At 56.7% G+C, this 23,695-nt stretch carries 24 protein-coding genes; 19 read left to right on the top strand and 5 right to left on the bottom strand.

Annotated elements, in window-relative coordinates; all coding sequences use genetic code 11:
* Positions 1-2 precede the first annotated feature (2 nt).
* A complete protein-coding gene (locus AC06FA_RS14545) occupies positions 3-389 on the bottom strand; it encodes a BlaI/MecI/CopY family transcriptional regulator (protein ID WP_108751749.1) in 387 nt (128 codons plus the stop codon).
* Positions 390-839: 450 nt separating this feature from the next.
* On the opposite strand from AC06FA_RS14545, the gene AC06FA_RS14550 reads away from it, so the two are divergent.
* From AC06FA_RS14550 to AC06FA_RS14570, 5 genes are all read left to right on the top strand, one after another.
* A complete protein-coding gene (locus tag AC06FA_RS14550; RefSeq protein ID WP_478068930.1) occupies positions 840-1,928 on the top strand; it encodes a CBASS cGAMP-activated phospholipase in 1,089 nt (362 codons plus the stop codon).
* Positions 1,921-3,096, top strand: coding sequence for a CBASS cGAMP synthase (locus tag AC06FA_RS14555; protein ID WP_478068931.1), 1,176 nt, complete (start codon positions 1,921-1,923; stop codon positions 3,094-3,096). Before AC06FA_RS14550 ends, AC06FA_RS14555 begins: the two co-directional genes overlap by 8 nt.
* A gap of 48 nt (positions 3,097-3,144) precedes the next feature.
* On the top strand, positions 3,145-4,785 hold the full coding sequence (locus AC06FA_RS14560; RefSeq protein WP_478068932.1) for a ThiF family adenylyltransferase: 1,641 nt from the start codon (positions 3,145-3,147) through the stop codon (positions 4,783-4,785).
* Entirely contained in the window at positions 4,770-5,240 is a 471-nt protein-coding gene (locus AC06FA_RS14565; RefSeq protein WP_478068933.1) for a Mov34/MPN/PAD-1 family protein, read from the top strand. Before AC06FA_RS14560 ends, AC06FA_RS14565 begins: the two co-directional genes overlap by 16 nt.
* Positions 5,241-5,388: 148 nt before the next feature.
* A complete protein-coding gene (locus tag AC06FA_RS14570) occupies positions 5,389-5,745 on the top strand; it encodes a hypothetical protein (protein WP_478068934.1) in 357 nt (118 codons plus the stop codon).
* 178 nt (positions 5,746-5,923) lie between these two features.
* Here AC06FA_RS14570 and AC06FA_RS14575 read toward each other — a convergent pair whose 3' ends face one another.
* Positions 5,924-6,298, bottom strand: coding sequence for an antitoxin Xre/MbcA/ParS toxin-binding domain-containing protein (locus tag AC06FA_RS14575; protein ID WP_478068935.1), 375 nt, complete (start codon positions 6,296-6,298; stop codon positions 5,924-5,926).
* A gap of 496 nt (positions 6,299-6,794) precedes the next feature.
* Here AC06FA_RS14575 and AC06FA_RS14580 point away from each other — a divergent pair, with 496 nt between their 5' ends.
* From AC06FA_RS14580 to AC06FA_RS14590, 3 genes are all read left to right on the top strand, one after another.
* A complete protein-coding gene (locus AC06FA_RS14580; RefSeq protein ID WP_478068936.1) occupies positions 6,795-7,307 on the top strand; it encodes a hypothetical protein in 513 nt (170 codons plus the stop codon).
* Between the two features lie 652 nt (positions 7,308-7,959).
* The gene (locus tag AC06FA_RS14585) at positions 7,960-8,160 is read left to right on the top strand and encodes a ribbon-helix-helix protein, CopG family (protein WP_478068985.1); all 201 of its coding nucleotides are present in this window, start codon (positions 7,960-7,962) and stop codon (positions 8,158-8,160) included.
* Positions 8,161-8,178: 18 nt separating this feature from the next.
* Positions 8,179-8,442 carry a hypothetical protein gene (locus AC06FA_RS14590; RefSeq protein WP_200750964.1) on the top strand — a complete coding sequence of 88 codons (264 nt, stop codon included), beginning with the start codon at positions 8,179-8,181 and terminating at the stop codon, positions 8,440-8,442.
* Positions 8,443-8,754: 312 nt separating this feature from the next.
* Here AC06FA_RS14590 and AC06FA_RS14595 read toward each other — a convergent pair whose 3' ends face one another.
* The gene (locus AC06FA_RS14595; RefSeq protein ID WP_478068937.1) at positions 8,755-9,492 is read right to left on the bottom strand and encodes a hypothetical protein; all 738 of its coding nucleotides are present in this window, start codon (positions 9,490-9,492) and stop codon (positions 8,755-8,757) included.
* A gap of 165 nt (positions 9,493-9,657) precedes the next feature.
* On the bottom strand, positions 9,658-10,239 hold the full coding sequence (locus AC06FA_RS14600) for a TetR/AcrR family transcriptional regulator (RefSeq protein WP_478068938.1): 582 nt from the start codon (positions 10,237-10,239) through the stop codon (positions 9,658-9,660).
* A gap of 204 nt (positions 10,240-10,443) precedes the next feature.
* On the opposite strand from AC06FA_RS14600, the gene AC06FA_RS14605 reads away from it, so the two are divergent.
* The 7 genes from AC06FA_RS14605 (at position 10,444) to AC06FA_RS14635 (ending at position 19,535) form a co-directional block, all read left to right on the top strand.
* Positions 10,444-11,562, top strand: coding sequence for an efflux RND transporter periplasmic adaptor subunit (locus tag AC06FA_RS14605; protein ID WP_478068939.1), 1,119 nt, complete (start codon positions 10,444-10,446; stop codon positions 11,560-11,562).
* Between the two features lie 8 nt (positions 11,563-11,570).
* The gene (locus AC06FA_RS14610) at positions 11,571-14,714 is read left to right on the top strand and encodes an efflux RND transporter permease subunit (protein ID WP_478068940.1); all 3,144 of its coding nucleotides are present in this window, start codon (positions 11,571-11,573) and stop codon (positions 14,712-14,714) included.
* 218 nt (positions 14,715-14,932) lie between these two features.
* Positions 14,933-16,369, top strand: coding sequence for an efflux transporter outer membrane subunit (locus tag AC06FA_RS14615; protein WP_478068941.1), 1,437 nt, complete (start codon positions 14,933-14,935; stop codon positions 16,367-16,369).
* Positions 16,370-16,373: 4 nt separating this feature from the next.
* Positions 16,374-17,222, top strand: a complete 849-nt coding sequence (locus AC06FA_RS14620) for a universal stress protein (RefSeq protein WP_478068942.1) — start codon at positions 16,374-16,376, stop codon at positions 17,220-17,222.
* A gap of 29 nt (positions 17,223-17,251) precedes the next feature.
* Positions 17,252-17,953, top strand: a complete 702-nt coding sequence (locus tag AC06FA_RS14625; RefSeq protein WP_478068943.1) for a TetR/AcrR family transcriptional regulator — start codon at positions 17,252-17,254, stop codon at positions 17,951-17,953.
* A gap of 5 nt (positions 17,954-17,958) precedes the next feature.
* Positions 17,959-18,552 carry a hypothetical protein gene (locus tag AC06FA_RS14630; protein WP_478068944.1) on the top strand — a complete coding sequence of 198 codons (594 nt, stop codon included), beginning with the start codon at positions 17,959-17,961 and terminating at the stop codon, positions 18,550-18,552.
* A 287-nt stretch (positions 18,553-18,839) separates the two neighbouring features.
* Entirely contained in the window at positions 18,840-19,535 is a 696-nt protein-coding gene (locus tag AC06FA_RS14635; RefSeq protein WP_478068945.1) for a hypothetical protein, read from the top strand.
* Positions 19,536-19,835: 300 nt separating this feature from the next.
* On the opposite strand, the gene AC06FA_RS14640 is transcribed toward AC06FA_RS14635, so the two are convergent.
* A complete protein-coding gene (locus tag AC06FA_RS14640; protein WP_478068946.1) occupies positions 19,836-20,411 on the bottom strand; it encodes a hypothetical protein in 576 nt (191 codons plus the stop codon).
* A 94-nt stretch (positions 20,412-20,505) separates the two neighbouring features.
* Here AC06FA_RS14640 and AC06FA_RS14645 point away from each other — a divergent pair, with 94 nt between their 5' ends.
* The 4 genes from AC06FA_RS14645 (at position 20,506) to AC06FA_RS14660 (ending at position 23,173) form a co-directional block, all read left to right on the top strand.
* Entirely contained in the window at positions 20,506-20,916 is a 411-nt protein-coding gene (locus tag AC06FA_RS14645) for a hypothetical protein (protein WP_478068947.1), read from the top strand.
* 5 nt (positions 20,917-20,921) lie between these two features.
* The gene (locus AC06FA_RS14650) at positions 20,922-21,602 is read left to right on the top strand and encodes a hypothetical protein (protein ID WP_478068948.1); all 681 of its coding nucleotides are present in this window, start codon (positions 20,922-20,924) and stop codon (positions 21,600-21,602) included.
* Between the two features lie 145 nt (positions 21,603-21,747).
* Positions 21,748-22,371: a hypothetical protein gene (locus AC06FA_RS14655; protein WP_478068949.1), complete on the top strand. Its 624-nt coding sequence runs from the start codon at positions 21,748-21,750 to the stop codon at positions 22,369-22,371.
* Positions 22,372-22,732: 361 nt separating this feature from the next.
* Positions 22,733-23,173, top strand: coding sequence for a hypothetical protein (locus tag AC06FA_RS14660; RefSeq protein ID WP_478068950.1), 441 nt, complete (start codon positions 22,733-22,735; stop codon positions 23,171-23,173).
* Positions 23,174-23,695: the final 522 nt, after the last annotated feature.

Below are 23,695 nucleotides of genomic sequence, written 5' to 3' on the forward strand. Positions count from 1 at the left end.
GCTCAGCCCTCGTGGCGACGCGATTGAAGTTCGGCGACCAGCGCTTCCAGCTCGGCCAGTTCGTTGTCACTGACCTGCTGGCGCTGCGACAGATAGGCCACGAACGGCGACACCGAGCCCTGCAGGGTGTTGTCGACGAACTGGGCCACCGCGCCCTGCAGCACGCTTTCCGGGCCACGGGTGGCCTGGTAGCGGTAGACACCGTCCTGCTGCTGGCGCTGAAGATACCCCTTCGCGCGCAGGCGCTCCATCATGGTCAGCACGGTGGAACGGGCCAGCCCGCGGGCCTCGCCGTAGCCACTGGCGACCTCGCCGACGCTGGCCGGCGCATGTTCATCGATGTACTGCAGCAGGGCCAGTTCCTGGTCCCCGATGGTCTTGCCGCGCATGACACCACTCCATTGACTACACGTGTAGTTACTGTCGGCGTGACGACAGATGTAGTCAACCCCCCGGAAGTCATGGGCCGACGAACGGTAGGGGCGGGTGAAAGGGGTTATGCAGAGGCGTAAAGATTGTCGCTTACGCCAATCTTTCGTGTAATTGCGTGTTTGATTGTCGCTCCATGCGGAAGCGAGCCGTTCAAAGCGTCAATCATTGGCATATTGAATTCCGGGCATGCGTCGGACCTTCCCTGGCGGCTGAAGCACCTAGCGTGCTTGAGGTGTTGATCAGGAGCATCGCCAACTGAACGTCAAAATTTGATTCCTGACCCCTTGAAAGATGTGACGAGCATCACCAATGCAATGAGAAGGCGGTCAAGGAAGTCTCGTCGCAACGTTTGAGACTCCTGGACCTGATAGTTGCTGGAAAGTGACCTTCTCAGGGGGAAACAGGACGTGACTCAGCAGTACTCATCTACTGGCGCGGGATTGGGGGACGTCTCGCCCCCCTCGGACCCGATCGTTGACACCGCCTCGAACCCTTTCAGGATACTGGCTCTATCTGGCGGGGGGTTCAGGGGGCTTTACACAGCTCAAGTGCTAGCTGACCTTGAAGCCCATATCCAAGCGCCCATCGCCTCCCGATTCGACCTAATCGCAGGCACCTCCATCGGAGGGATTCTGGCGCTGGCTCTATCGCTTGAAGTTCCTGCTGCTCGGATGGTTGAGCTTTTCACGGCCCATGGGCATGAGATCTTCAAAGCACGAAGTTCCCTCGGGGGCATTTGGCGCTCCAAGTACACACAGCTCGCGTTGCTGGACCTTCTTCGAGGAGAGAATCTCTTCGGGCAGAAAACGCTGGGGCACTGCAGCCGAAGAGTTATCGTGCCAGCCATCGACTACAGCAACGGGGTACCCGTGCTGTTCAAGACGCCCCATCACCCCGATCTAACCAGGGACCACGCGTATGCGGCGACCGATGTCGCGCTTGCAACCAGCGCAGCGCCCGGTTACTTCCCGCGGCATTGCTTTGACAATCGCCAATTCATCGACGGGGGCCTGTTTGCCAATGCTCCTGGACTCTTGGCTGTACATGAAGCGCAACACTACCTCGGTGCGAAAAGGGATGAGATCCACGTTCTGTCGGTAGGCACGATGTCATCCCGGTTCACCGTTGATCCAAGTTCTGGGCGTGCGGGAGGAACGTTGGACTGGGGTGGATTCAACCCAGTGAATACGCCACAACGCCTGTTCGGAATCGCGATTTCGTCGCAAGAGTCCCTAGTTCACTCAATGCTCTCTCACAGGGTCAAAGCCGGTCAATATCACCACGTCGACGAACCTTTGACCGATGAAAAGGCGAGATCAGTTGCCCTCGACAAGACTGATTACGCAGCGCAAGAAGCACTGATCGGCGCCGCTCGCCAGTCATCGAAAGTCGCGCTTGGCAACCCAGTCCTCCGTGAGCTTCTTAAAAGTGCGGCTCAGAATCCTAAGTTCTATTACGGCCCCCAGGCAGTCGAAGAAGGAGTCATCAATGCTTAACCTGCACAAGCTCTTTCTAAACGACGACAACCCCATTAGCTTGGATAAGGTCATCACGCCTACCGACGATCAGAAGCGTCAGCTGCAGGAGGCGAAGAACATCATTCGCGATCACCTTCGTAAGAGCATTCGGGATGCGACGGTTACGATCCTGGGAATGTCCCATATGGTGTCCCCGCGATTCCGTACGCAAGGTTCATGGGCCTACCGAACCTGCATCCAAGGGGCGCATCTTCCGCCACAGGAGATGGACTGGGACTTCGGAGTGTACTTGCCGGTGACCGCCTGGGAGGACACTTCGCCTCCGCGAAAGATGGCAAAGCTCTACTTCGAGTTTGTCGAGCATTCACTGGCCGAGCTATGCCGTACGCGCCCTTGGGTTCTGGATCGCACCAATAATCGCTGTGCACGCGTCAAGATAGCCAGTTGGGGGCATGTTGACCTTCCGCTGTACGCAGCACCTGAAGAGAAGTTCCAGCACGTGTCCGAACGAGCTGCCATGGACTCTTCAAAAGCTAGCGCCAACTATCTGCGCGAAAGCGCTGGACTGGAGGATTACTCTGAGAGTGGCGAGATGCCCAACGACTTCTGGGTGTTGATGGATGAGATCCACGTGGCGAAGCGCGACGGCACTTGGCAAAAGTCCGACCCTGAGCAGGTCGCGAATTGGTTTGATGATCGCGTCACTGAGCATACTGACCAGTTGCGTCGTGTATGCCGGTACCTGAAGGCATGGCGCGATCACAACTGGGAAACCGGCGGCCCCTCTTCCGTCCTTTTAATGATCATCGCTTCGCAATCGTTCAAGCCGATTCGAGGAAGAGACGATCTCGCTCTCGAAAGCGCCGCCCAAGTTCTTGCTCAGAAGTTGTCGGGAGAAGTTCGAGAAGTCGGAATCGATTTCGGCGAAGAGGACTTCAATCGCCTTGATGCAGCCAGAAGGACTCAGGCCGCTGAAAAAGCACGCGAGCTCTATCAGGCTATCCACTCTAGCCGCCACTATGGACAAGGATTGATCGCATCAGCAATCCAGAACATGAGGGGACAGTTCGGAGAACGCATAGCAAACGAGCCTTCCTTGGTTTCGGTGGACACTGCTGCCGAGGTTCGTTCGGTTGACCCTGTTCGTGTCGCTGCGCCCGCGGTAGGCGCAACCAAGGCAGGCTGACCAATGGGCCAGCCGCGTAAGACGGCGCTTTCCGCCCTGCTTAGGTTCATGACCTCGCAGGGCTTCAAGCAGCTCCCAACTCGAGATGGGCGATATAGCTTCAGCGGCTCGCTGCCCTGCACCGGTGGCGAGGCAACTGTCACGTTGACGGTAGTCGATTGGGACTTTGTCAGCTATCCCGTCATTCAAGTGCACGAACTACCTGGCGGCTCACCGGAACTCATACCTCATATCAGCGCATGGGGCGGCTTCTGCTACCTAGCAGCTGGATCAGTCGTGCTTGATCGCTACAATCCAGATGTCGCAGTTCAGCAATGCCTTGTCCTTGCCAAGAAGGAGCTAGACCGCCTCCTTGCCAATCCCAGCTACAGACAAGGTGAGTTCCAAAGTGAGTTTGGCGCGAACTGGTCGATCGGCCAATCGCCCCTGCCTCGTCAATTCCTACTGGGCACGGTAAGCCCAGGCGACTCCGAGTCGGCCTCCTACCTCCTCCCCTTCAAGGGACTTGCGGCAAATCTAATTTCATCCGCAGTGGCAGAACCGGACACGATTGCGCGCGCATGTGGCTGGGATGGACCTCTGCGAGGTAACTCTTCAGCTTGGATTCTTCGGTCCAACGAGATGCCTAAGCTTATGCCTGATGGTCTCCCTGCGACGATAGGAGAGATGTTCATATGGCTGAAGACTTGGGACGTGTCGCTCTATCGAAGAGTGTGCAAAGTCTTTTCCGAACCTGACTATCTGCGCTATGGCGAGATCACCTTTTTGATCCACTCAGCAGCGGGCTGGTTCGGCTTCTCCATGGAGATAGATAGAACACTCGCAGTGGCATTTCGCCGCAAGCCCGGCCAGCTTCGTCAAAGGCTTCACACGGGTCGCCGAGACACTGCAATTAGGAGGGTGTCGGTCAACGAGATATCACCGGAATACATCCACAGTCGCAACTTGACCTTCCCTAGCCTTGCAGGCCGTCGCGTTGTCCTCATCGGCTGCGGCTCAATCGGTAGCTACTTGGCACAGGCCTTGGTTCGTCTTGGCGCAGGGTCCGGCGATGGCGAGCTGCAGCTCATTGACCACGATCACCTGTCCCCCGGCAACCTGGGACGACACGTGCTGGGTATCGAGTCCCTCTACCAAGCAAAGTCAGCAGCCCTTGCTGAGCTACTTATGGGTCAGTTCCCCCACGCCAAGATCGTGCCAAGTATTCGGCGCGCTAAGTTTCCCAATGATTTCTATCGAGCCAACCTAGTGATTGACGCGACCGGGGAGGAATCTCTGAGTGAGGCTATCAACTATCACCGGCTCGAGCTCCCTGAGAGCACGAGGCCTGCCACTCAGCACATATGGGTGACAGGGAAGGGGGAGTGCGCTCAAGCTCTCTGGACTGACGACACTCGTCATGCTTGTTACAGATGCATGGTCCTGAACGACGGCAAGCGGACGCCGCGGTTCGACCTTGGTCTTCCGCCAGCCACAGAAGTTATACATGGATGCCAGACATTCACCCCCTATGCCGTTTCTGCTCCGATGATGGCCAGCGCGTTGGCCATTGATCAGATCAGCTCGTGGCTTCGTGGAACACCATCTCCGCGATTCCGCACGCGGATTGTAGAAGGGAGCAGTGCCCGCAGACTCAAGAATCAGGACGTCGAGCCCCTTAAGGAGTGTCCTGCATGTCGCACGATCTGACTGCGTCTGACGCGCTTGGCCTAGGGGGCCATGTCTTGATCCAGGCGGAGGTGATTGAGCTCATTCGGGGATTCTGCCAACACAACGCTGAAGCACCAGAGTCGGGAGGAGTGTTGCTTGGGTTCCGACGGGGGGTCCATCTACATGTGACCAGAGCAACAACACCAACCGTCCATGATCGCTGCTCCCGAACTTCATTTGAGCGCTCCTCCCAAGGGCATCAAGCCGCAGCACTGCAACATTGGTCATCCTCCGCTGGCACAGGTGACTACTTAGGCGAGTGGCACACACATCCCCAAGTTCATCCTTCGCCGTCGGGCACTGACCTTTTTGAGTGGAAGAAGATACTCGCTGGAGCCAGTGCGAGACAGATGATCTTCCTTGTAGTAGGCATTCAGACGATATGGGCCGGTGTTGGCTCCGCTGGCGTAGTGAAGCAAGTCCGGCTTGAGTAGTCGTGAGGTACAAAGAGCTTTAATGGCTTCGGCCGGCTACACCGGTAGCCGCGATTTGAGAGGCCGGGGAAAGTTAGCGGTCTATTCGAGGACGTTTCTTTCGTAGACGCTGCATCGATCAACCCACGTAACCACAAGGAGCAAGGGCATGAAGCTTGAGATTGTGAGGATTCACGAGAAGGGAAAGCAGGATGCCGAGTACGTGGAGCTGAAGGCAAAGGAAGCCTGCACGCTGAGCAACTACATCTTGTCTGACACTACGTACCTGTCTCCAACCACCGTTTCGAACAAGCTCAGGCACGTCCACTGGTTTACACCAAAGAACCTGGCAAAGGGAGACTACGTTTTCCTTCGAACCGGCAAGGGAGTAGATACATCACACAAGAACAGAGCTGGAACCACCACCCATGTCATTTATTGGGGCTTGGGGACGCCTGTCTGGAACAACACTGGCGACGCAGGCATCCTGATGGAGATCAATGATCGGCAGACGATGAAGGCTTGATACCCGGATCTAGTCGTGAGCGAAAGGCCGCCGGCAATTGACGCCGGCGGCATCCTTTCGGGTATATCCATCATGTAGCTAGGCAAGCATTGTCGGGTACTCGTCCTCGTTCGTGAAATCCAAGACGGTGTGGTCTTGCACGCCCGATTCCTTCCGCTGATACCAACACACACTCACATCAGCGCATCTGAGCATCGAGGTGATTGCGCACAGCCTCTAGGGTTTCAATGTCACCGGTGCACATCAACTTGATCGCCGGTTCGCCGCCAAACATAGCTGCAGCATTTTTGCGGCGGATCCACGAATTTGCTTGTTGAGGGCTACGAAAGATCGTGTGCAGCATCCGATAAATGGAAATGATGTATCCAATACGCATTAGCACTAAGTCGTCGATCAACCACTGCGCATCATCAGCTGTCTGCGGAAGCTCTGGCAGCGCAAGCATCTGGCGCTGTTCGTCTTTGCCTAGAGACCAAGCCTCAGCAATTCGCTCAAATATCCGAATTCCGCCTTCTTCCAGATCGTCCGGCTGATTACGCTCTGACTCGTGCACGGCCCATTACCTCAGTTGAGCTACTGGAAAGATACACCTCCGACATAGCTATCACTACTAGTCAACGCCTTAAGATTTCGCCCCCGCATTGATGCTTTCGGGACGTCGTCAGGATTGATGATTAGCCAACGCTCGCGAAAGCTGAATCAGATTGATCCATCGGTCGAAAAGTTGAATCAAGGCACGCCAGTATTCGGGCGTTTTATGGCGCTCTTCCCCGTTCAGCTTGACGCGGCACGCGCTGCGGTGCAACGTTGCGGCTGAAGGCACACTTCGCCTCATCGTGGGTCTTCGGCCCAGCGTGATCTGCAGGACCTTTTGAGATTGTCACTGACCGTTTGCCTTGCAGCACCGTCACAGCAGGCAAGCCCCAGTAGCGACTATGTGCTGATCAAGGCCCATAGCATTCCAGCACCAACGACCACAGCGTGCAATGAGCGTCATCGTGAACGGTGTTGCGCGAGACTAAACTCCACTGCGACATCGCTGCCGACCCATGCGAAGCAGCGACCTGAAGCCTCTTGCTGCCGAGGACGCCACCAAGGCAAATATGGACACTCTCTCCCCCGCCCAGAAGATCCTTCTAGACGCAGCTTACGAACGCCGCGCGCTAGCCGAGCAATGGCTTAGCTCCGATCAGGTCACCACTCGATTGGGCTCAAGGAGACTCGGGGATGTGCACAGCGCAAGCCAGTTGCGGCGCCAAGGAAAGTTGCTGGGGGTGTATGTAGCACTCCCTCTGCCGACCTATCGTTATCCGTCCTGGCAGTTCCGGCCGGATGGTCAACCCGTTGACCATCTCGCTGAAATCCTGAAGTTGTTGCGCGAGTTTGGTCCATTCGAGCGAGAGTCACAGGGTTTGCATCGCACCACCGGCTGGGGCGAGATCGAGTGGTTTCTATCGCCGCATGCGTTGCTCGAAGGTGCTTCTCCTGCTGCGGCGCTGGCTGAAGATCCGGCTAGCGTGCTGAGTGCCGCCCAAAGCGAGTTCACAAGCGGCAGTTCATAGGCTGGCCACCTACTTCAACCGTAGAGTGAGCGCTCTCGAAGACGAGTGCGTGGTCATACTTGACCTAGAGCATCCGTCGCTTTTGTTCATGCGATGCCGCTCTATTTGATTGCAGGTTGTCGCGTGGAGGGCGCGTCACCCGTCAGCTAAAACGAAGCGTCGTGTCGGAGCTCTCTTGGCCTGGAAGACTGGACCAAGGAGGTCATGCCAATGCTGAGCTGGCAGCAGGTCTACGGTAAGACCACATCACCGAGATGCGATCCGTCAGCCCTCGGGCCGCTTTCTGGTCGCCTCAGGGGCTCAATCTTGCCCGAGAACCGGAAGGCCTTGGGGCTACGCCGATGGCTTCAGTGGGCGTTGAGCCCTAAGCCGACAGTGAAGTTGCTCTCGAAATAACAATGGAATCAAAGGCTTGCATGAGTGTGTCGAAAGTGTGTGCAAAGTGCGCCGTTGGTGCGTATACTTGCGCCGTGGCCGACTGGACATCGACCACCTCCAACTCATATCAAACATCTCAGACTATTTGATCTTCTCGGCATCTCATATATTTCTCGATCATATCTAATTAAATCTAATCTACTGATTCTCTAAGCCGATTGAATCACTCATATCATAATCTCAATATTCTCGGAGTCCTCTCATGTCCGTTCGTATGAACATAGTTCTGTCCGATGACTTGAAAAGGGCGCTTGACCAGGTCACTGCGGAGACTGAACAGTCTGCCAGTGAGACGTTGAGAAAAGCTCTTCACCTTTATCTAGCTGCTCGTGACAACACGAGGAGTGGCGAGCGCAAGCTCGGCTTCTTCGATGTTAAGACCCGCCGCGTAGATGGGGAGGTTGTCGGACTCTAACCCCTTGGAGTCCCCAACGTGTCAGAAAACAATCTGGATTTGAATCGCATCCCTGAGCGGATGTCGCTGAGTGTGGAAAAGGTTGAATGCCTTGAGGATGCGAGCCATCGTCGACGCAAGGATTTGATCATCTTCGTGATCTTTACTGCAGCCTGTGTCATGGGTTTGGCTGCATCTCTGTACGTGATCTTGTTTGATCGCGAACCAGAAGTCACGAAGCTCGCTTGGCCTGCATTCACGGCAATTCTTGGCCTGATTGCAGGTCGATTCTCGAAATCCTGAACCAATCGAGCTTGGGGAGACCTCTGCAGGGGTCTCCTCAAGCCGATTCATCCCGCCCGTCGCGTTTCACGCGGCTGCAAGAGCTTGGACGCCCAGTTTGACCGTCCGGTGCGACGCTGACGTACCGGAGTGGATCTTGGGCCCAATCTACTTCGCTGATCGATGCCCCGGATGCCGTAGGCCGAGACATCGTCATTCCTGCCGGTGATGAAATGCCCAGAGGTTCGGCCATTCTATTGAACGTCGCCGCCCTTGATGCTTAGACCGCTTGGCTTTCGCCTCCTGGCACCTAGCTGTAGCTTCCTTGCTACATCACCAGACGCAACCCAGGTACATCTCTTGGAACGTATGCTGGGCTGCATCTTGGACTGCCGGGTTCAAGTTGGAGGACGAGAAGAAGCCGTAGCCTGAGACTTTGAAGAAGAAGTCATCTCCTTCAATTGACTCAAAATCTCGCGGCTCGTGGAAGAAGCTTCGTCGCATGTCAGTTCGAACCATCCAGTCCAGTGCCACCTCTTCGCCTGCGAGCGGGTGAGGCGTGCCATCCAATTTGATTGTTTTTACATTTCCAGTGAGATGCGTCTTGAGAAGAAGCGCACAGTGGTACGCAATGTAATCCGCAAGCTGCACGCCAAGGACTTGCTTTGAGTCGCACCCGTGATGGACGATCAGCCTCGTTGCGTCAGCGCTGTACCCACCAACCATCCCTTCGTCAATGAACAGATGTTGAGGCGTCGGCAGCGCATTGGCTTGGATGATTTCGAGGGCAATTTTCACCACCGAAGTCTGCAAACTGCTAAGTTCTGACAACGGTGCAACGTAAACAGCAAATTGGCACCCTAGTGCGATGTCCCCGATGCTCTCACGCAACGCATGCAGATGCGGCTTGCCGGACATCTGCACTCCACTCTTGTACTCATCAAGCCCGGGCTCCAGCCCTGCGTGCTTAAGCGCTCGATCGATTTCGGATCCTGGGTCATCAGGCGAGTAGACGAAGCTCACGCAGATGAGATCGAGGTTAGAGTGAATGCTTTCGTCGACAAAGATCATTGCTCGCTCACCGTCGTAGATATGCCGGCGCAGACCGGCCGGTAGTAGGGGCGTTGCGGCTGCTTTTCACATTCTCTGCCAGATGACAAGCTCACGCGTACTCTTCAGAAATGCGCTTAGGAGTTCCTGCCTTTCAAGCAACTTGGATCTTGGATGCGGGCTTGCTTATGCCGTGAGCATGAATCGCACGACCTTGGCGAGCATGACTCGGTCAATGTCCGCGGCCACACCTGGGTGACGTATCGATCGTACAGACAGCCCATCCAGTAATGATGCAACCAAAGCGCAGCGGGACACCGATTCCGGCGTGCGCTCACCGAGCAGGGTTTCAAAGGAACGGCGCACGTCTGTGTCGCTTTCAGCAATTAGCTTCGAAATTTCGGGGTTGCGAACCGACTCGGCAAGAATCTCCATCGCCAATCCGGCATGCTCGCGATCCATATATCGCTCCGCAGTGCGCTCGGCTAAGTCCGAGATTGCGCTGACTACGTCAGAGTGCTCCGCGGCCCGCTCCACGTCTTGGACCAGCAGGGCAAGCTCGCTTTCTTCTTGAGCAACCAACGCCTCGACGATGTCCTCTTTGCGAGCGAAGTAGTGATAGATATGCCCAGAGCTCATCCCTGCAGCAGCGGAGATGCGAGACATGCTCGAGCGATGGAAGCCATCTCGGCGGAAGCACTCGGCAGCAGCGCTGACCACCTGGGCTTTGCGACGCTTGGCGGTGGGAGTTTCTGAGTTCTCTGACATTACGTCACCTTGTTAGGCGTCTGTCTCAGGGCAGCCCGAAAGTATGACCGAGCGCCGCGGTGCGCCCACCCCTTCGTTCAGCCGCTGTTTATCTTTCCGTGAGATAGACTCTCACGGTCAAAGTTAGGTCGGTCAACCTACCTAATTCGCTACGCCATCTCCCCCCTCCGTTCAGACAGCAAAATGACCCTTTCAAGAGCACGCGTGGCCACTGCCGCCGCCGCGATGACTGTCCTTTCCTGCGCGTTAGTCGGCTGCAGTTCCAATGACGCTGGCGAGCAGGCAAGCCAAGCACCCGAAGTAGGTTTGTACACCGTTCGAACTGAATCGCTCGCCCTCTCCGACGAGCTTCCGGGCCGAACCGCCCCCTACTTGGTGGCAGAAGTCAGGCCTCAGATTGGCGGAATCCTTCAGAAGCGGTTCTTCGAAGAAGGCTCCTACGTTGAACAAGGTCAGCCGCTCTATCAGGTGGATGCCGCGCCCTATCAAGCTGTCCTGAGCCGCGCTGAGGCGACCCTGTCCGCGGCTCGCCTGCGCTCGGAGCGGTACGACATGCTTGTGGAGAACCAGGCCATCAGCCGTCAGTCACGCGACGATGCCACCTCACAATTCCAGGAGGCAAAGGCTGCCGCCCTGAGCGCCCGAATTGACATGGGCTATACCCGGATACTTGCTCCGATCTCGGGTCGCATTGGTCGGTCCTCAGTTACCCAGGGTGCGCTGGTATCTGCCAATCAGACGACTGAGCTGGCCACGATCCAGCAGTTGGACCCGATCTACGTGGACATCGTCCAGTCGTCCACTGCGGTGCTGAAGCTGAAAGCCGATGCGGCTGCCGGCGTGCTCCAGGTCAAAGAGGGCAACGGTGCGGAAGTGTCTCTCACTCTGGAGAATGGCGCAGAGTACCCCTACAAGGGCACTCTCAAGTTCTCTGAAGTAAGCGTCGATCAAGGTACCGGCTCCGTCACCTTGCGCGCAGTGTTTCCCAACAAAGACGGGACCTTGCTCCCGGGCATGTTTGTTCGGGCGAAGGTGCCTGCAGGCACCAACGAACGCGCAATGCTGGTGCCACAGCGCACGGTGAGCCGCGATAACCAAGGGCGTCCATACGTACTGGCTGTGGACGACAAGCAGATCGTTCGGCAGCACTCTGTCGTAGTGGATCGGGCAGTCGGCAATCGCTGGCTGATCAGCACCGGCATCCAGCCCGGTGATCGTCTGATCGAGGACGGGATTCAGAAGGTCGCCATCGGTCAACAGGTCGTCGCAAAGGGCGATAAGAAGGCCGCTGAATCGTCCGGCTCTCCCGCGGCAATCCACTAAGAGAACACATGTCCAGGTACTTTATCGACCGCCCCATCTTCGCGTGGGTGTTGGCAATTGTTGTCATGGTGGTGGGAGCGCTGTCCGTCGTCAGCCTGCCCGTAAACCAGTATCCATCTATCGCGCCACCTACCATCGGCATCATTGCCGCTTACCCAGGCGCGTCAGCACAGACCGTTCAGGACACGGTGACGCAGGTCATCGAGCAGCAGATGTCTGGCCTGGACGGCCTGCGATACCTGAAATCTGAAAGCAATACTGACGGCACGGTCACCATCCTGGTGACCTTCGATCAGGGCATCAATCCCGACATTGCCCAGGTGCAGGTGCAGAACAAGCTGTCTCTGGCAACTCCCATGCTTCCCCAGGTCGTCCAGCAGCTGGGCCTGCGTGTGGTCAAGTACCAGGTCAACTTCATGGCCGTTGCAGCGCTTGTTTCCGAGGACGGGAGTCTGGACACGAACGCGCTGGGCGACATCGTCGTCTCTCAGCTGCAGGATCCGCTCAGCCGTACGCCTGGCGTGGGCGACTTCTTTGTCATGGCTGCGCAGAATTCAATGCGCATTTGGCTGGACCCAGCGAAGCTTAATAACTTCAAGCTGATGCCCAGCGACGTCATGCAAGCGGTTCGCGAACAGAACGTTCAGGTGTCGTCAGGCCAGCTGGGCGGCCGGCCCACAGGCAATGGCGTGGACCTGAATGCAACTGTCCTGGGAAAGGCGCTCTTCCAAGACCCCAGCCAGTTCGAGAACATCCTGCTGAAGGTTAACGATGACGGCTCGCAGGTGCGAGTGCGTGATGTTGGCCAAGTCGAGCTTGGCTCTGAAAGCTATGCAATCAGCGGCCAGCACAATGGCAAGCCCAGCGCGGGTATCGCCCTGCGCCTTGTCAGCGGCGGCAACACCATCGACGCGGTTCGGGCTGTGCGAAAGACGCTGGATGACCTTAAGCCTACCCTTCCGGCAGGTGTTGAGATCGTCTATCCGTACGACGCGGCCCCTGTGGTCACGGAGTCCATCGGCGGCGTGGTGCATACGTTGCTGGAGGCGATCGTCCTGGTCTTCCTGATCATGTACCTGTTCCTGCAGAACTTCCGCGCAACGCTGATCCCAACCCTCGCAGTGCCGGTTGTTTTGCTGGGTACCTTTGGCGTGATGTCGGCGCTGGGTTTCACCATTAACACCCTTACGCTGTTCGGCCTTGTCTTGGCAATCGGCCTGCTCGTGGACGACGCCATCGTCGTTGTGGAGAACGTCGAGCGCATCATGGTTGATGAGGGCTTGGACCCAGTAGAAGCCACCAAGAAATCCATGGATCAGATTTCTGGCGCGCTGGTTGGCATCGGCATGGTGCTCTCCGCTGTATTCGTTCCGATGGCCTTCTTCGGCGGCTCCATCGGTGTCATCTACCGACAGTTCTCCTTGACGATCGTTACGGCCATGGTGCTGTCAGTGATTGTGGCGCTGATCTTTACTCCCGCCCTCTGCGCGACACTCCTCAAGCCGATTCATGGCCACCATGAAAAGAAGGGCTTCTTTGGCTGGTTCAATCGGACCTTTGAGCGTAATGCCGGTAGGTACGAGCGCGGCGTGACGCATGTAACAACGCGCCGCCGCCGTTACGGTGTTGTGTTCTTGGCGATCGTACTTGGCCTGGTGGCGCTGTTCCCGCTGATGCCCAGCTCGTTCTTGCCGGACGAAGATCAGGGATCACTGACCGTCCAGCTGGAGCTTCCAGCAAACAGCTCCTCGGAGCGCACAGAAGCCGTGCTCAAGGAGGTTACCGATTACCTCCTGGTGGACGAGAAAGAGGTGGTCGACTCCGTCTTTGGTGCGAGCGGCTTTAGCTACAGTGGACGTGGGCAGAACTCCGGCCTTCTGTTTGTGAAGCTACGCCCGTGGAAGGAGCGCAAGGGAACGGTATTCGAGCTTCAACAGCGCGCAAACGAGCGGTTTTCCTCGATCACTGGTGCTCAGGTCATTGCATTTGCACCACCCGCAATCGTTGAGCTTGGCAACGCTACTGGCTTTGACTTCTTCCTCCAGGACATCAGCGGTGCCGGCCATGCTGGCCTGATGGACGCACGTGATCAGCTGCTGAAAGCTGCGTCCGAATCGCCAGCGCTGACCATGGTCCGGGCCAACGGCAAGGTGGACGAGCCCCAGTACCAAGTCGACATTGATGATGAGAAAGCTCGGGTTATGGGTGTTTCACTCTCTGACATCAACGCCACGATGACGGCAGCATGGGGTTCGTCCTACATCAATGACTTCATCGACAGAGGCCGCGTCAAACGCGTCTACATCCAAGGAATGGCCAACTCGCGCATTACGCCGGATGACTTTGCGAAGTGGTTTGTCCGAAATCGGGACGGTGAAATGGTGTCCTTCGCCACGTTCGCCACTGGCCGTTGGATCATGGGTTCCCCCAAGCTTGAGCGATACAACGGCGTTCCAGCGGTGGAGATTCTCGGTGAGCCGGCGCCTGGCTACAGCTCCGGCGATGCAATGAAAGCCGTGGAGGAAATTGCCAGCAAGCTTCCGCAGGGATATGGGATCTCGTGGACGGCTCTCTCCTACGAGGAGCGCGCGTCTGGCTCCCAAGCTCCAGCTCTCTATGCGCTATCCATCCTCGCCGTCTTCCTGTGCCTGGCAGCGCTGTATGAAAGCTGGACGGTCCCGTTCTCGGTGATCTTGGTAATCCCCATCGGCGTGATTGGTACAGTGATCGCCACACTGATGCGGGGCCTGGACAACGATGCATTCTTCCAGATTGGCCTGCTTACGACAGTCGGCCTCTGCGCGAAGAACGCGATCCTTATCGTTGAGTTTGCGAAGGATCTGCATGAGCGCAGCGGGAAGACGCTGATCCAAGCTGCAGTTGAAGCGTCCAGGCTTCGTTTGCGTCCAATCATCATGACTTCGCTGGCCTTCACCATGGGTGTGATCCCGCTGGCAATCTCCTCGGGTGCAAGCTCGGGAAGCAAGCATGCAATTGGTACCGGTGTGATCGGCGGCATGGTGACATCGACGTTGGTGGCCATCTTCTTCATTCCGCTGTTCTACGTCAGCGTTACCAGTTTCTTTACCAAGAAGAAGCAACGCCAAGCAGCGGCCCAGTCAAAAGACGAGGACGTAGAGGCTATCCACTAGTTCTGTTTCGGTGCCGGCCCCCGAGCCCGGCCGGCAAACGTCGCGGCGGCCCCTACCGCGCGACAGTCGTCTGCAATAGGCGACAGGTCCCGCATCAGCAGGGCCGGTGCTGGGGATGACCGGAACCATCCCCAGCCATTTCCAATTTGAACAGTGCCCTGCTACTACATTGCAACAGGGCTACGTGGGACACCACGACTACAACAGAGTCAGAGACGTTGAACACATTGCCCAAGCATCTTGCTCTAGCCATCCTGGCAGCCCTTACTGCCTCATGCACCAGCTTGGCACCGCCGGTCCCTGGCATTGAGGTACCGGAGGCGTCGGCGCTCATCAACTTTGCAGGTAACGGTGAGAGCCGCGAGGGTGCACTTTCCATTGACACCTTGGTTCGCAGTGATCAGCTGCGTCGCCTGATTCGTGCAGGGGTAGTAAACAATCGCGACCTGCGTGCTGCTAGCCTCAACATGGTCAAAGTACGCGAGATGTACAGGATCCAAGGTGCTGAGCTGTACCCGCAACTGGATCTCTTCGCTCAAGGCAGCTCTGCGCGCGCACCGAGCTTTGGGACAGAAGCAAACAGCTTGACTCGGACCTATGGCGCGGGTGTCTCGATAGCCTCATGGGAGCTCGACCTATTTGGCCGCATTCGGAGTCTTAAGGACGCTGCACTCGAACGCTACCTCGCGAGCGATGCGACCCGTCGCTCTGTTGAACTGGCACTGATCTCGCAGATCGCCAGTAGCTATCTGCAGCTCGCGTCAGATCAGCAGCAACTTGCACTCGCGGATCAGACCTATACAAGCCGCGTCGCCGCGTACGAACTCCAGAAAGAGCTCGCAGCAGCAGGCATAAGCTCGTCCTTGGAGATCAATCGGGCTGCTGCGGAGCTGGAGGAGATCGGTGACAACCTCCTCCGGTGGAAAGCCGCAGCACAGCAGACCAGGAATGGGCTACAGCTTCTGGTGGGGACGAACCTGGATGCCAATCTTACCGCGGAGCCAATCGATCAGATTCTTGCGGACGATCTGCCGATCGGCCACTTGAGTTCAGCAGTGCTTGCCTCTCGGCCCGACGTGAAAGCCAGCGAACATGAGCTCTTGGCTTCCAATGCCGACATTGGTGCAGCACGCGCGGCGTTCTTCCCTTCCATCAGTCTGACCGGGGCCTATGGGAGTCAGAGTGGGGAACTGAGCTCGCTATTTGACTCTGGCAGCAAGTCCTGGAGCTTCATACCTCAGGTGACGCTGCCTATCTTCTCCGGGGGCCGGCTGAGGGCGTCACTTCGAGCAACCACTGCGAGCCGCGACATGGCTTTGGCTCGCTATGAGGGCACGGTGCAGACAGCCTTCCGAGAGGTATCGGATGTGCTGGTGGACCGAAGTGTACTCGGTGACCGTGTCGCGTCTCGAAAGCGCCAAGTAAAGGCGGCAAATGCATCCCTTGACGCGATGGGGGATCTGTATACGTCGGGAGTAGCCACTCAGATTGATCTACTCGACGCACAGCGAACTCTATTTGCTGCGGAGAGCGCCCTGATCACGATCAGCCTGCAGGAGCGACTCAATGCGGTTGACTTGTACCGTGTACTGGGCGGCGGCCGGGACAACCCGATGTCGCCAACGGAAGGCCGTGCCGAACTAACCAAGAGGTGACGCAATGATCGTACCGACTTTCAGGGATCTCGCGGTCTTCTTCGACCTTAGCGAGAAAGGGCTGAGCGTGCTGGCACAGGCCGCTAAGCTGGCAGGTAAGCACGATGCACACCTTATCGGCGTGACCAGTGCACCGAAAAGCCAAGCCCACGCTGCTGACGGCTACAGCAAAGGTGCAGCGATGGCCGACGTGATCCTTGCTCGCAGAGCATTTGAAGCAACCCACGCCGCACACGCTGGAAGGGCGATAGCTAAGGAGTCTGAGGCGCACACCGTGACGTCGGAACTTAGGTTCATTCCATACAGTGAGTCTAGAGAGGAGACGACGCTCCATACGCTGTACACGGACCTCGTTGTGGTTGGCCACCCCAAGGCATTTGGGGCGCCGATGACCTGGAACTCGGATCGTGTCGTCTCGCTCAACTCGACCCCACTGCTCCTTCTTCCTAACCAGGCAGAGAACAGCAGTATTGGAAGTCGCGTACTTGTTGCGTGGAATGGTAGTCGAGCGGCTCGGCGATCTGTTGCTGATGCCATGCCGATTCTTGCCCACGCCGACCAGGTGGAGCTGCTCATTGTTGATCCGGATTCGGCGAACTTCGCTTTGGAAGAGGAGCCAGGCTCCGACGTCGCCACCTATCTGGCTAGACACGGAGCGGTCGTCGAGGTGAATCGCGTTAGCGCTGGTCGCTCGGCCGTTGTCGACGTAATCATGAATCGGGCGGTGACTGGCAACTTCGATCTGATTGTCCTTGGGGCATACAGCCGCTCGAGGATGTCGGAGATCCTCTTCGGGGGTACGACGCGTTCATTCCTTGAGTCCGTTCCCCTTCCCCTGTTCCTCTCACATTAGTCCTGACGTCGCAACGTGGAGTTCGCCAGATGAGTACACAGCGCGGGCCATCTTGCGGCATTGGTGGAGATGGCGTTGGCTTGCTAAGCAAGCTCGATGTGAAGAGCCTTTCTCCAAAGGGAAAGGCAATTCTGGAGAGCGCGCGCCAGTTGTTTGAAAGGCAAGGCTACGATGGCAGCCCCGTTCGCCAGATCGCTGCACACGCGGGATGTACCAAGGCGACGCTGTATGCAATCTTCGGGGACAAGCTCGGATTGTTCCACAGCGTGGTTGGCACCTTGGCTGCCAAACTTCCTTCTCCAGCAAGCGTCATCGCCGGCTCTTCATGGCGAGTTGATATCCGGTTCTGTGCTATCGCCTGGCGATTGGCCCGTCTTGAGCTCGGTCGTGATTTCCAGGCGATCAACAGGCTGTTGGCGCTGCCAATGCAGCAGGCTGAGGTTGATCCATTCCCTATCTGGCGCGAGATTTTTGATCCCTACCGGGCAGCGGTTGTAGTAGCCATTGCAGACGCCAGAAAAAGGGGATACATGCGTGTGGATTGCCCGGAGCTGGCGGCGTCCCAGTTCATGTGCCTGGTCCGAGGAGGACTGAGCAGGGGGCCAGGAAAGAAGGAGTTGGCCCCTTGGATCGACTCAGAACTAAAGAAGCACATCGACTCGACCACTGCGTTTTTTCTAGCTGCCCACTCGGTTCGGGAAGGCCAGTGGGACCATCTTCTGTATCCGTGATCGCCATGAAACTGAATGTGTTGAAGCGCTCTGAATCCTACGAAGATCGTGCGCTGGAAGTGAGCTTCAAGGAAGGAGATCAACTCTCCATCCGACCAAGCTTCTTCGCTCCCGAGCGCCGCTACTGGCAATTCTATGATGATGTGCGCTATGTCAGGGTAGTGACCGAACACGAAATGGGTGCAGGCTTGGCGCCTTTTGAGCGCAAAATCATCCTATCAAGCGGGCACTTGCTTCTCGGGGTGGCGAAGGATGAGCAGCGATTTGACTGGTACCTGGCCAGCCCCGTGGAAGCGTACTCGCCTCATTTCATGTCCAAGCTCGTCGGTGACTTGATTACGTCTCGCCAGAGGCCGTTCCTTGAGTATGGCGGCGATCTTTGGCGCCGCACCGAGCAGCTCAAGACAGAGTGCCCGGCGAATCGCCGGTCGTTGATCGACCTCAAGATGGTTGAGGGAATCGAGACGTTCCTACGTGAGGTATCCGGGGACAGACCGGAGCTCATGTTCTTGATTGCCTCGAGCAGAGTCTTCGATTTCAGCTGTACCCGCTATGTCGGTTTCCAGATCCATGTGCGTGAAATTCATACGTATCCATAAGACTAATAAGGGAGGCGCCTCTCATGTGCTTTCGATGCCGTGGTCTCACTAGAAAGCCCGTTGAATCCGAGTTGGAGTACGAGGTCTATCGAGGGGAGGTCGCCGGCGTCAGTTGGAGCGACTTGGAGGCCGCTGAGCTCGCCGGGTGTCAAAGCCGGACGCACCCAAGCAGTGAAGAAGGTCCGCCGGACCACTCTCCCGCTCCATGACGCACCAGTAATCTCAGCAAGATAAACCCGGATCTGTCTGATCCAAGAAGTGAAATAGGTGAGCAAGTGTTGGGTAAGATGAATACTTTCAGTGAGTCTGAATCTCCTTGGGGAGCGGTCCTTCGCAAGGCTGCACTTCTGTTCTTGCTGGGTGTCTGCATGACATTCCCTATCCTGATGTTGAGATTGGACGTACAGATCTTTGCGAACGGTGTAGGCGAAGGGGGAGCAGTGGAGAACGCTCAGCTCCTCCTTCTTGGCATCAGCATTGCGTCCCTAACTGTGCTTGCGAAGGTGAACCAGCAGGACAAGAAATTTGCTCTGCTTGCGGCGGCATTCTTTGCCTGCATGTTCGTACGCGAATGCGATTTTTTTCTCAATGAGCTGGTTCCGCATCTGTGGCAGTACATCGTCGCTGTACTCTCCATCTCAGCTTTAACCTACGCCGCCAGTGACCCCCGAAGCACTGCGCTCGGCGGCCTTCGCTTCCTGCGGACAGATGGCGGTGCACTTGTGCTGCCCGGGCTTGCGGTTCTTCTGATCTACTCCCGCCTTATGGGAATGCAAGACATCTGGATTGATCTCCTGGAGGATGGATACGTTAGATCGGTTAAGAATGCGATTGAGGAGACCACTGAGTTGCTCGGATACACTGTCATTGCCTTCTCGATCGCTTCCGGCGTGATCAGTCGCCTCAAAGCGACAGCTCGCGACAGGAAGACAAGCCATGCGACAGATCCTGGGATGCCCTCCGTACGGAAGGAGGCAGCATGAACAGCCTTGAGCATCGAGCCCCAGGAGACTGCTCTTAGATCCCCTGCCGCCTCGCCCGGCCTGCACGCTGTCGCTGAGCAGCCCTGTGGGACGAAAGCCAGGTTCTCTGTCATACCGATCGCACGACTAAGCCGCGGTATGCTTTGAGACCTGGCTTGTGGCCTTCTGCGTCCCGAGTGCCTTAGGTCGCGGAACAAAGCAGCTATGGGGCAGGTTCTTGCAGGCTTGATGCAGGCCAAATGGTTAGCGCATAGTCCAACGTGCAGCTTCCGAATCTTCTTCGCGTAGGCTAAACACGCGCTAATGCTTGAGCGTCAAGAAGTTCGAAGTCATGCTCTCCAGATCGTTGAGAAGTCCGGAAACTGTACTGCGTCGGTCTTTCGTCGCAGTCCCCAGCTCTCCGATCAGCGCGATCGTATTCGCAATGCGCTTTTCCATCTGCTCGTGGGCAGCGATGCGCTCCTCCTGCGAATCATTCATGAGATTGAGCAAAGACTGACGTTCCTGAACCAGCGTGGCGTGCGCTTCACTCAGCAGGACCTGTTGGCGATGATAGTCAGTGAGGTTTTCCACCAGCAGCTCTGAAGTCCGCCTAACCTTCTTGTTGAATAGAAATCCCGCTTCCCTGGCCAGATCGGGGAGCGTCAAGAAGTCCTCTGCTTTGACCTGACCTGCTCTGACTGTATTTACCCTGCGTCTCAACTCCTTCACAAGAGCGAATCGTCTGTCGAAGAGGTCCGCCTTCAGCTTGTTTCTGGCGGTTAGCCATTGTCGCAGGGCAATGACGCCTACGGCCGCAGCGACCAGAATTTGCCCGGCTGCCGTAAAGAGTTTGATTTGCAGATCAGGGCTACTAGCAACAGCTTCAATTGTCATGCCAACTCCTTGGTTGTCGACAATTATCCATGTTTGCTAGTGTCCTCAGACGGTAGCTTTCGGCCTTTCATCAAGAAATTCATTGGGGGAGTGAATGCTGGAGAACATAGTCGTCGGCCTGTTGACGGGACTGATTACCGGCGTGCTGTCGGGGTACTCCTCTGGTCTCGTCGTCACCCGCACCGCCAGGTTCAACTCACTGCTACGGGACGCGGAGCGTGCCCTCAAGCAGGTTGAGTACATGCAAGAAGCCGATGGCGTCGTGATACGTGGCTTTGATCGCAAGGCGATGGACCGGGCGGCAGACGATCTGGCAGCTGAACGGCAAGTTGCGGCGTCGATCGATATCCGCGCACAGCTCCATGGTGTGATCAATGAGAATGAAAGAGCCAATCGTGGAGAAACTGATGTTGTCGCGCTAGAGGCGGCATTGTCGACAGCGCGAGCGAGGGTGATGTCCCAACGTGTCAATGTTCGCGTCTTCTTGCCGTGGGGGTCACCATGAATTGCTTGGCACTTGAAGTCGATTGGCCGGCTGCGGCCGCGGTATTTGGCGCCGTGACCCAGGGTCTTGGGGCGATAGCAGTTGCGGTTGTTGGCGGCTTGGGACTTAGCACTTGGAAGCAGCAGTTGCGTGGCACACGGAGCCAAGCCCTTGCTGAGGACGCTTTGAGTTTGGTTTACCGGGTGGTGGACGCGATTGGACACATGCGCCAGCCCTTTGCTTTGGCTGGCGAAATGAAGTCGGTTCATCGTGGGGAGGAAGAGAGCGAAGAGGATTTTGATCTTCGAAAGGAGTACGGGGTGGTCGAGATTCGCTACCAGCAACATGCAGAAGTTGCATCACAGTTGGCGGCCCTTCGCTTTAGAGTCCGTGCAGCCCTCGGAAAGGAGGCGCAGGACGCCATAGAAGAGATCCTGAAAGTGCTCCGCGGGGTGCGCAATGAAGCAGCCGCGGCTGGTCGCCTGAAGAAGATCATGCTTCACCGTGCGCACCTTCTCGACAGGTACCCAAGCGACGACCAGATCAAAGCTTACGAAGGCTCTCGAGATAGATTGGCTCAAGCTGAGGATCGCGTTTGGGCCACTGATCCCGAGTTCGACAACGTCGTGCACGAGCTATCTGAAGCGGTGACAAGGGCTGAGGCCGCGTTGAGATCGTTTGCCACAGTTGGTAGGTCAGATGCCTGAGCAGGCGTTGTCCGGCTGTTCGTTACTAAGGCCATTGCTTTGCTTGCGCTGGTCACACCTGCATCAGCGCAGGCCTCAACTTTCAACTCGACGGCAGCCAGAGATGCTGCCGGATGGATGCTAAGAGTTAGGAGATGCACCTCCAATGGCATACGACTATGTATCAAGCTCTCGAGCGATCCAGACTCGCCTGATGGCGATGGGGCTGATGCCGCATCACTTGGTCATGATTGGCGCATTTGTCACGGCTTATGGTCTGTTTGAGACTACCCTTGAGCGCGCACTGTGGTCCTTGAGCGGCGTGCCTATGGAGGGCAAGCGGCCATTTACAGAAACGATGAACGCTAGCCAGCAGTTTGAAATGCTAGGTGCCGGTAGCCCCAAGTTCAGCGACGACTGCAACGCTGTACTTGCTGTGGCTGCCTGCGCTGCGCGAGATCTCCATGAATACCGCAATAGTCTGGTCCACGGCTACCTGGTGAGCTTGGGACCTGGGACCGTACCCTCCTTCATGAAGAACCCTCACTGGTTCGGGGCTTCCGGTAGGAGAAAAGCGCACGGTGATGCCTTCATCGATGAGCCATATCAAGATCTAGTGCTTGTGGCGGCATGGAATCTCTTTGGGGTGGTACGGACTGTTGAAAGGGCTTTCAAAGATCCAGATGCCGAGCAGGTGATCATTGGGATGAAGGCCGATGTCGATCGTGCCAGGAGCTATGCAGGTGAGACCCGTCATCGTGTTGCGCTAGCCAACCACGAGAAGAGCTGACTGCTGAGAGCGCGTTCGTACTCGCCAGATCCTAACCCCGAGCCACTGTCCCGGCCCGTGACCCGTGGCGCTCTGCAAACCTCCGGCATTGACCTTAGCCAAGGCGATGCGGCCTAAGTTTGGCGTTCTATGAACCTCGACTGTTGGATGCCCGGTGCAGCCCTCAGCGAAGCGAATCATGGGTTGCGTGCCATATGGGCAGAATGACATGAGCGGCACGGGCTAATGTTCACACATCGAGATTGAGAGAACGCTAGCGCACGCCTCTCTTCAGGTGTCAATGGGAAATATTTTTTTGATTGATCCCTAATCCCATTTCGATGGTTTGATACACGACTGGCCTTCTCTGAAGCAGCGGTTGATGTACGAGAACCGTCCCCTTCTAGGTGGCGATGAATTCGATGAAACCTTACTATCGGGGGTGGGCAGTAGTCGCTTGCAGCGACCTGATGCCAGCACTGCAATCCGGCTTTCTGGCCCACGCGTGACACCTATTCGGAACGTAATTGCTTTTGGAGCTCTTATGGAACGCATGATTAAGGACGAAGGGTTCGTTGGCAGAGCCTTGGCGATAGCAACCAACGAGGATGGCCGCTGGGTCGCTAATCAAGCAGAGTTTGATGGCGTGACTACAGACAAGCTATCCGCGACAGCGCACGCTGCACTGGTTACGGCCGTAGGGATCTACTGCGGCCGGAACCTTCTAAGCGGCGACTACCTAGAGAGAGCCCTCACTACAACCACAGTAGGTGAGGCGCGCGCTTTGATTGACGAGTTGAAGCCGATCATTGACGGCCAGTAGCCTTCACGGAGGCCGGACTTACGCACCAAGCTCCTCCAGTGGAAGATCACTCTTGGAGCGGGCCAATCGCTTTATTTGCGATAGCGCGTGAGCAATTCGATTCACTATGCATCGCGTAGTCTCGACGGAGATTGGCTTGCAGTTGCACTCGATGCATAGCTTAGAGGAGGAAGACCGTGGCTGATCTAAAAAAGCGGCTAGCTGCTGCTATTAATAGTGTCAGGTTGAAGTCAATCGGTAGCACGCACGAAAGGGCTATTGGAACTTTGCTCTTTCGCTGGAAGGAATTTGCAGCTACCGATGGTGCGGATCACGAGGGGATGACAGCTGAGTTGGAACAGCTCCTGCAACTGCTTGAGGCTGCGGCGAATCAGGAGAGGGCCGATGATGCGGTCAGAGCGCAAGTGCTAGAGATGCTCTTTGCACCTCCAGCCACCACGTCCCTTAGCGCTGACAAGAACCTGAAGTAGGCTTTGCTGTCGGCTCTGCTGCTACATTTAGGCCGCACAACCGTTTCCAAGT

This window comes from Stenotrophomonas sp. Steno-C17 (genome assembly GCF_056393165.1).

What these genes read in the sequence shown, in the direction of transcription:
- AC06FA_RS14545 (WP_108751749.1), bottom strand. Translation starts at nt 389, where the DNA reads ATGCGCGGCAAGACCATCGGGGACCAGGAACTGGCCCTGCTGCAGTAC.
- AC06FA_RS14555 (WP_478068931.1), top strand. Translation starts at nt 1,921, where the DNA reads ATGCTTAACCTGCACAAGCTCTTTCTAAACGACGACAACCCCATTAGC.
- AC06FA_RS14560 (WP_478068932.1), top strand. Translation starts at nt 3,145, where the DNA reads ATGACCTCGCAGGGCTTCAAGCAGCTCCCAACTCGAGATGGGCGATAT.
- AC06FA_RS14565 (WP_478068933.1), top strand. Translation starts at nt 4,770, where the DNA reads ATGTCGCACGATCTGACTGCGTCTGACGCGCTTGGCCTAGGGGGCCAT.
- AC06FA_RS14570 (WP_478068934.1), top strand. Translation starts at nt 5,389, where the DNA reads ATGAAGCTTGAGATTGTGAGGATTCACGAGAAGGGAAAGCAGGATGCC.
- AC06FA_RS14580 (WP_478068936.1), top strand. Translation starts at nt 6,795, where the DNA reads ATGCGAAGCAGCGACCTGAAGCCTCTTGCTGCCGAGGACGCCACCAAG.
- AC06FA_RS14585 (WP_478068985.1), top strand. Translation starts at nt 7,960, where the DNA reads ATGAACATAGTTCTGTCCGATGACTTGAAAAGGGCGCTTGACCAGGTC.
- AC06FA_RS14595 (WP_478068937.1), bottom strand. Translation starts at nt 9,492, where the DNA reads ATGATCTTTGTCGACGAAAGCATTCACTCTAACCTCGATCTCATCTGC.
- AC06FA_RS14600 (WP_478068938.1), bottom strand. Translation starts at nt 10,239, where the DNA reads ATGTCAGAGAACTCAGAAACTCCCACCGCCAAGCGTCGCAAAGCCCAG.
- AC06FA_RS14610 (WP_478068940.1), top strand. Translation starts at nt 11,571, where the DNA reads ATGTCCAGGTACTTTATCGACCGCCCCATCTTCGCGTGGGTGTTGGCA.
- AC06FA_RS14620 (WP_478068942.1), top strand. Translation starts at nt 16,374, where the DNA reads ATGATCGTACCGACTTTCAGGGATCTCGCGGTCTTCTTCGACCTTAGC.
- AC06FA_RS14625 (WP_478068943.1), top strand. Translation starts at nt 17,252, where the DNA reads ATGAGTACACAGCGCGGGCCATCTTGCGGCATTGGTGGAGATGGCGTT.
- AC06FA_RS14630 (WP_478068944.1), top strand. Translation starts at nt 17,959, where the DNA reads ATGAAACTGAATGTGTTGAAGCGCTCTGAATCCTACGAAGATCGTGCG.
- AC06FA_RS14635 (WP_478068945.1), top strand. Translation starts at nt 18,840, where the DNA reads ATGAATACTTTCAGTGAGTCTGAATCTCCTTGGGGAGCGGTCCTTCGC.
- AC06FA_RS14640 (WP_478068946.1), bottom strand. Translation starts at nt 20,411, where the DNA reads ATGACAATTGAAGCTGTTGCTAGTAGCCCTGATCTGCAAATCAAACTC.
- AC06FA_RS14645 (WP_478068947.1), top strand. Translation starts at nt 20,506, where the DNA reads ATGCTGGAGAACATAGTCGTCGGCCTGTTGACGGGACTGATTACCGGC.
- AC06FA_RS14655 (WP_478068949.1), top strand. Translation starts at nt 21,748, where the DNA reads ATGGCATACGACTATGTATCAAGCTCTCGAGCGATCCAGACTCGCCTG.
- AC06FA_RS14660 (WP_478068950.1), top strand. Translation starts at nt 22,733, where the DNA reads ATGTACGAGAACCGTCCCCTTCTAGGTGGCGATGAATTCGATGAAACC.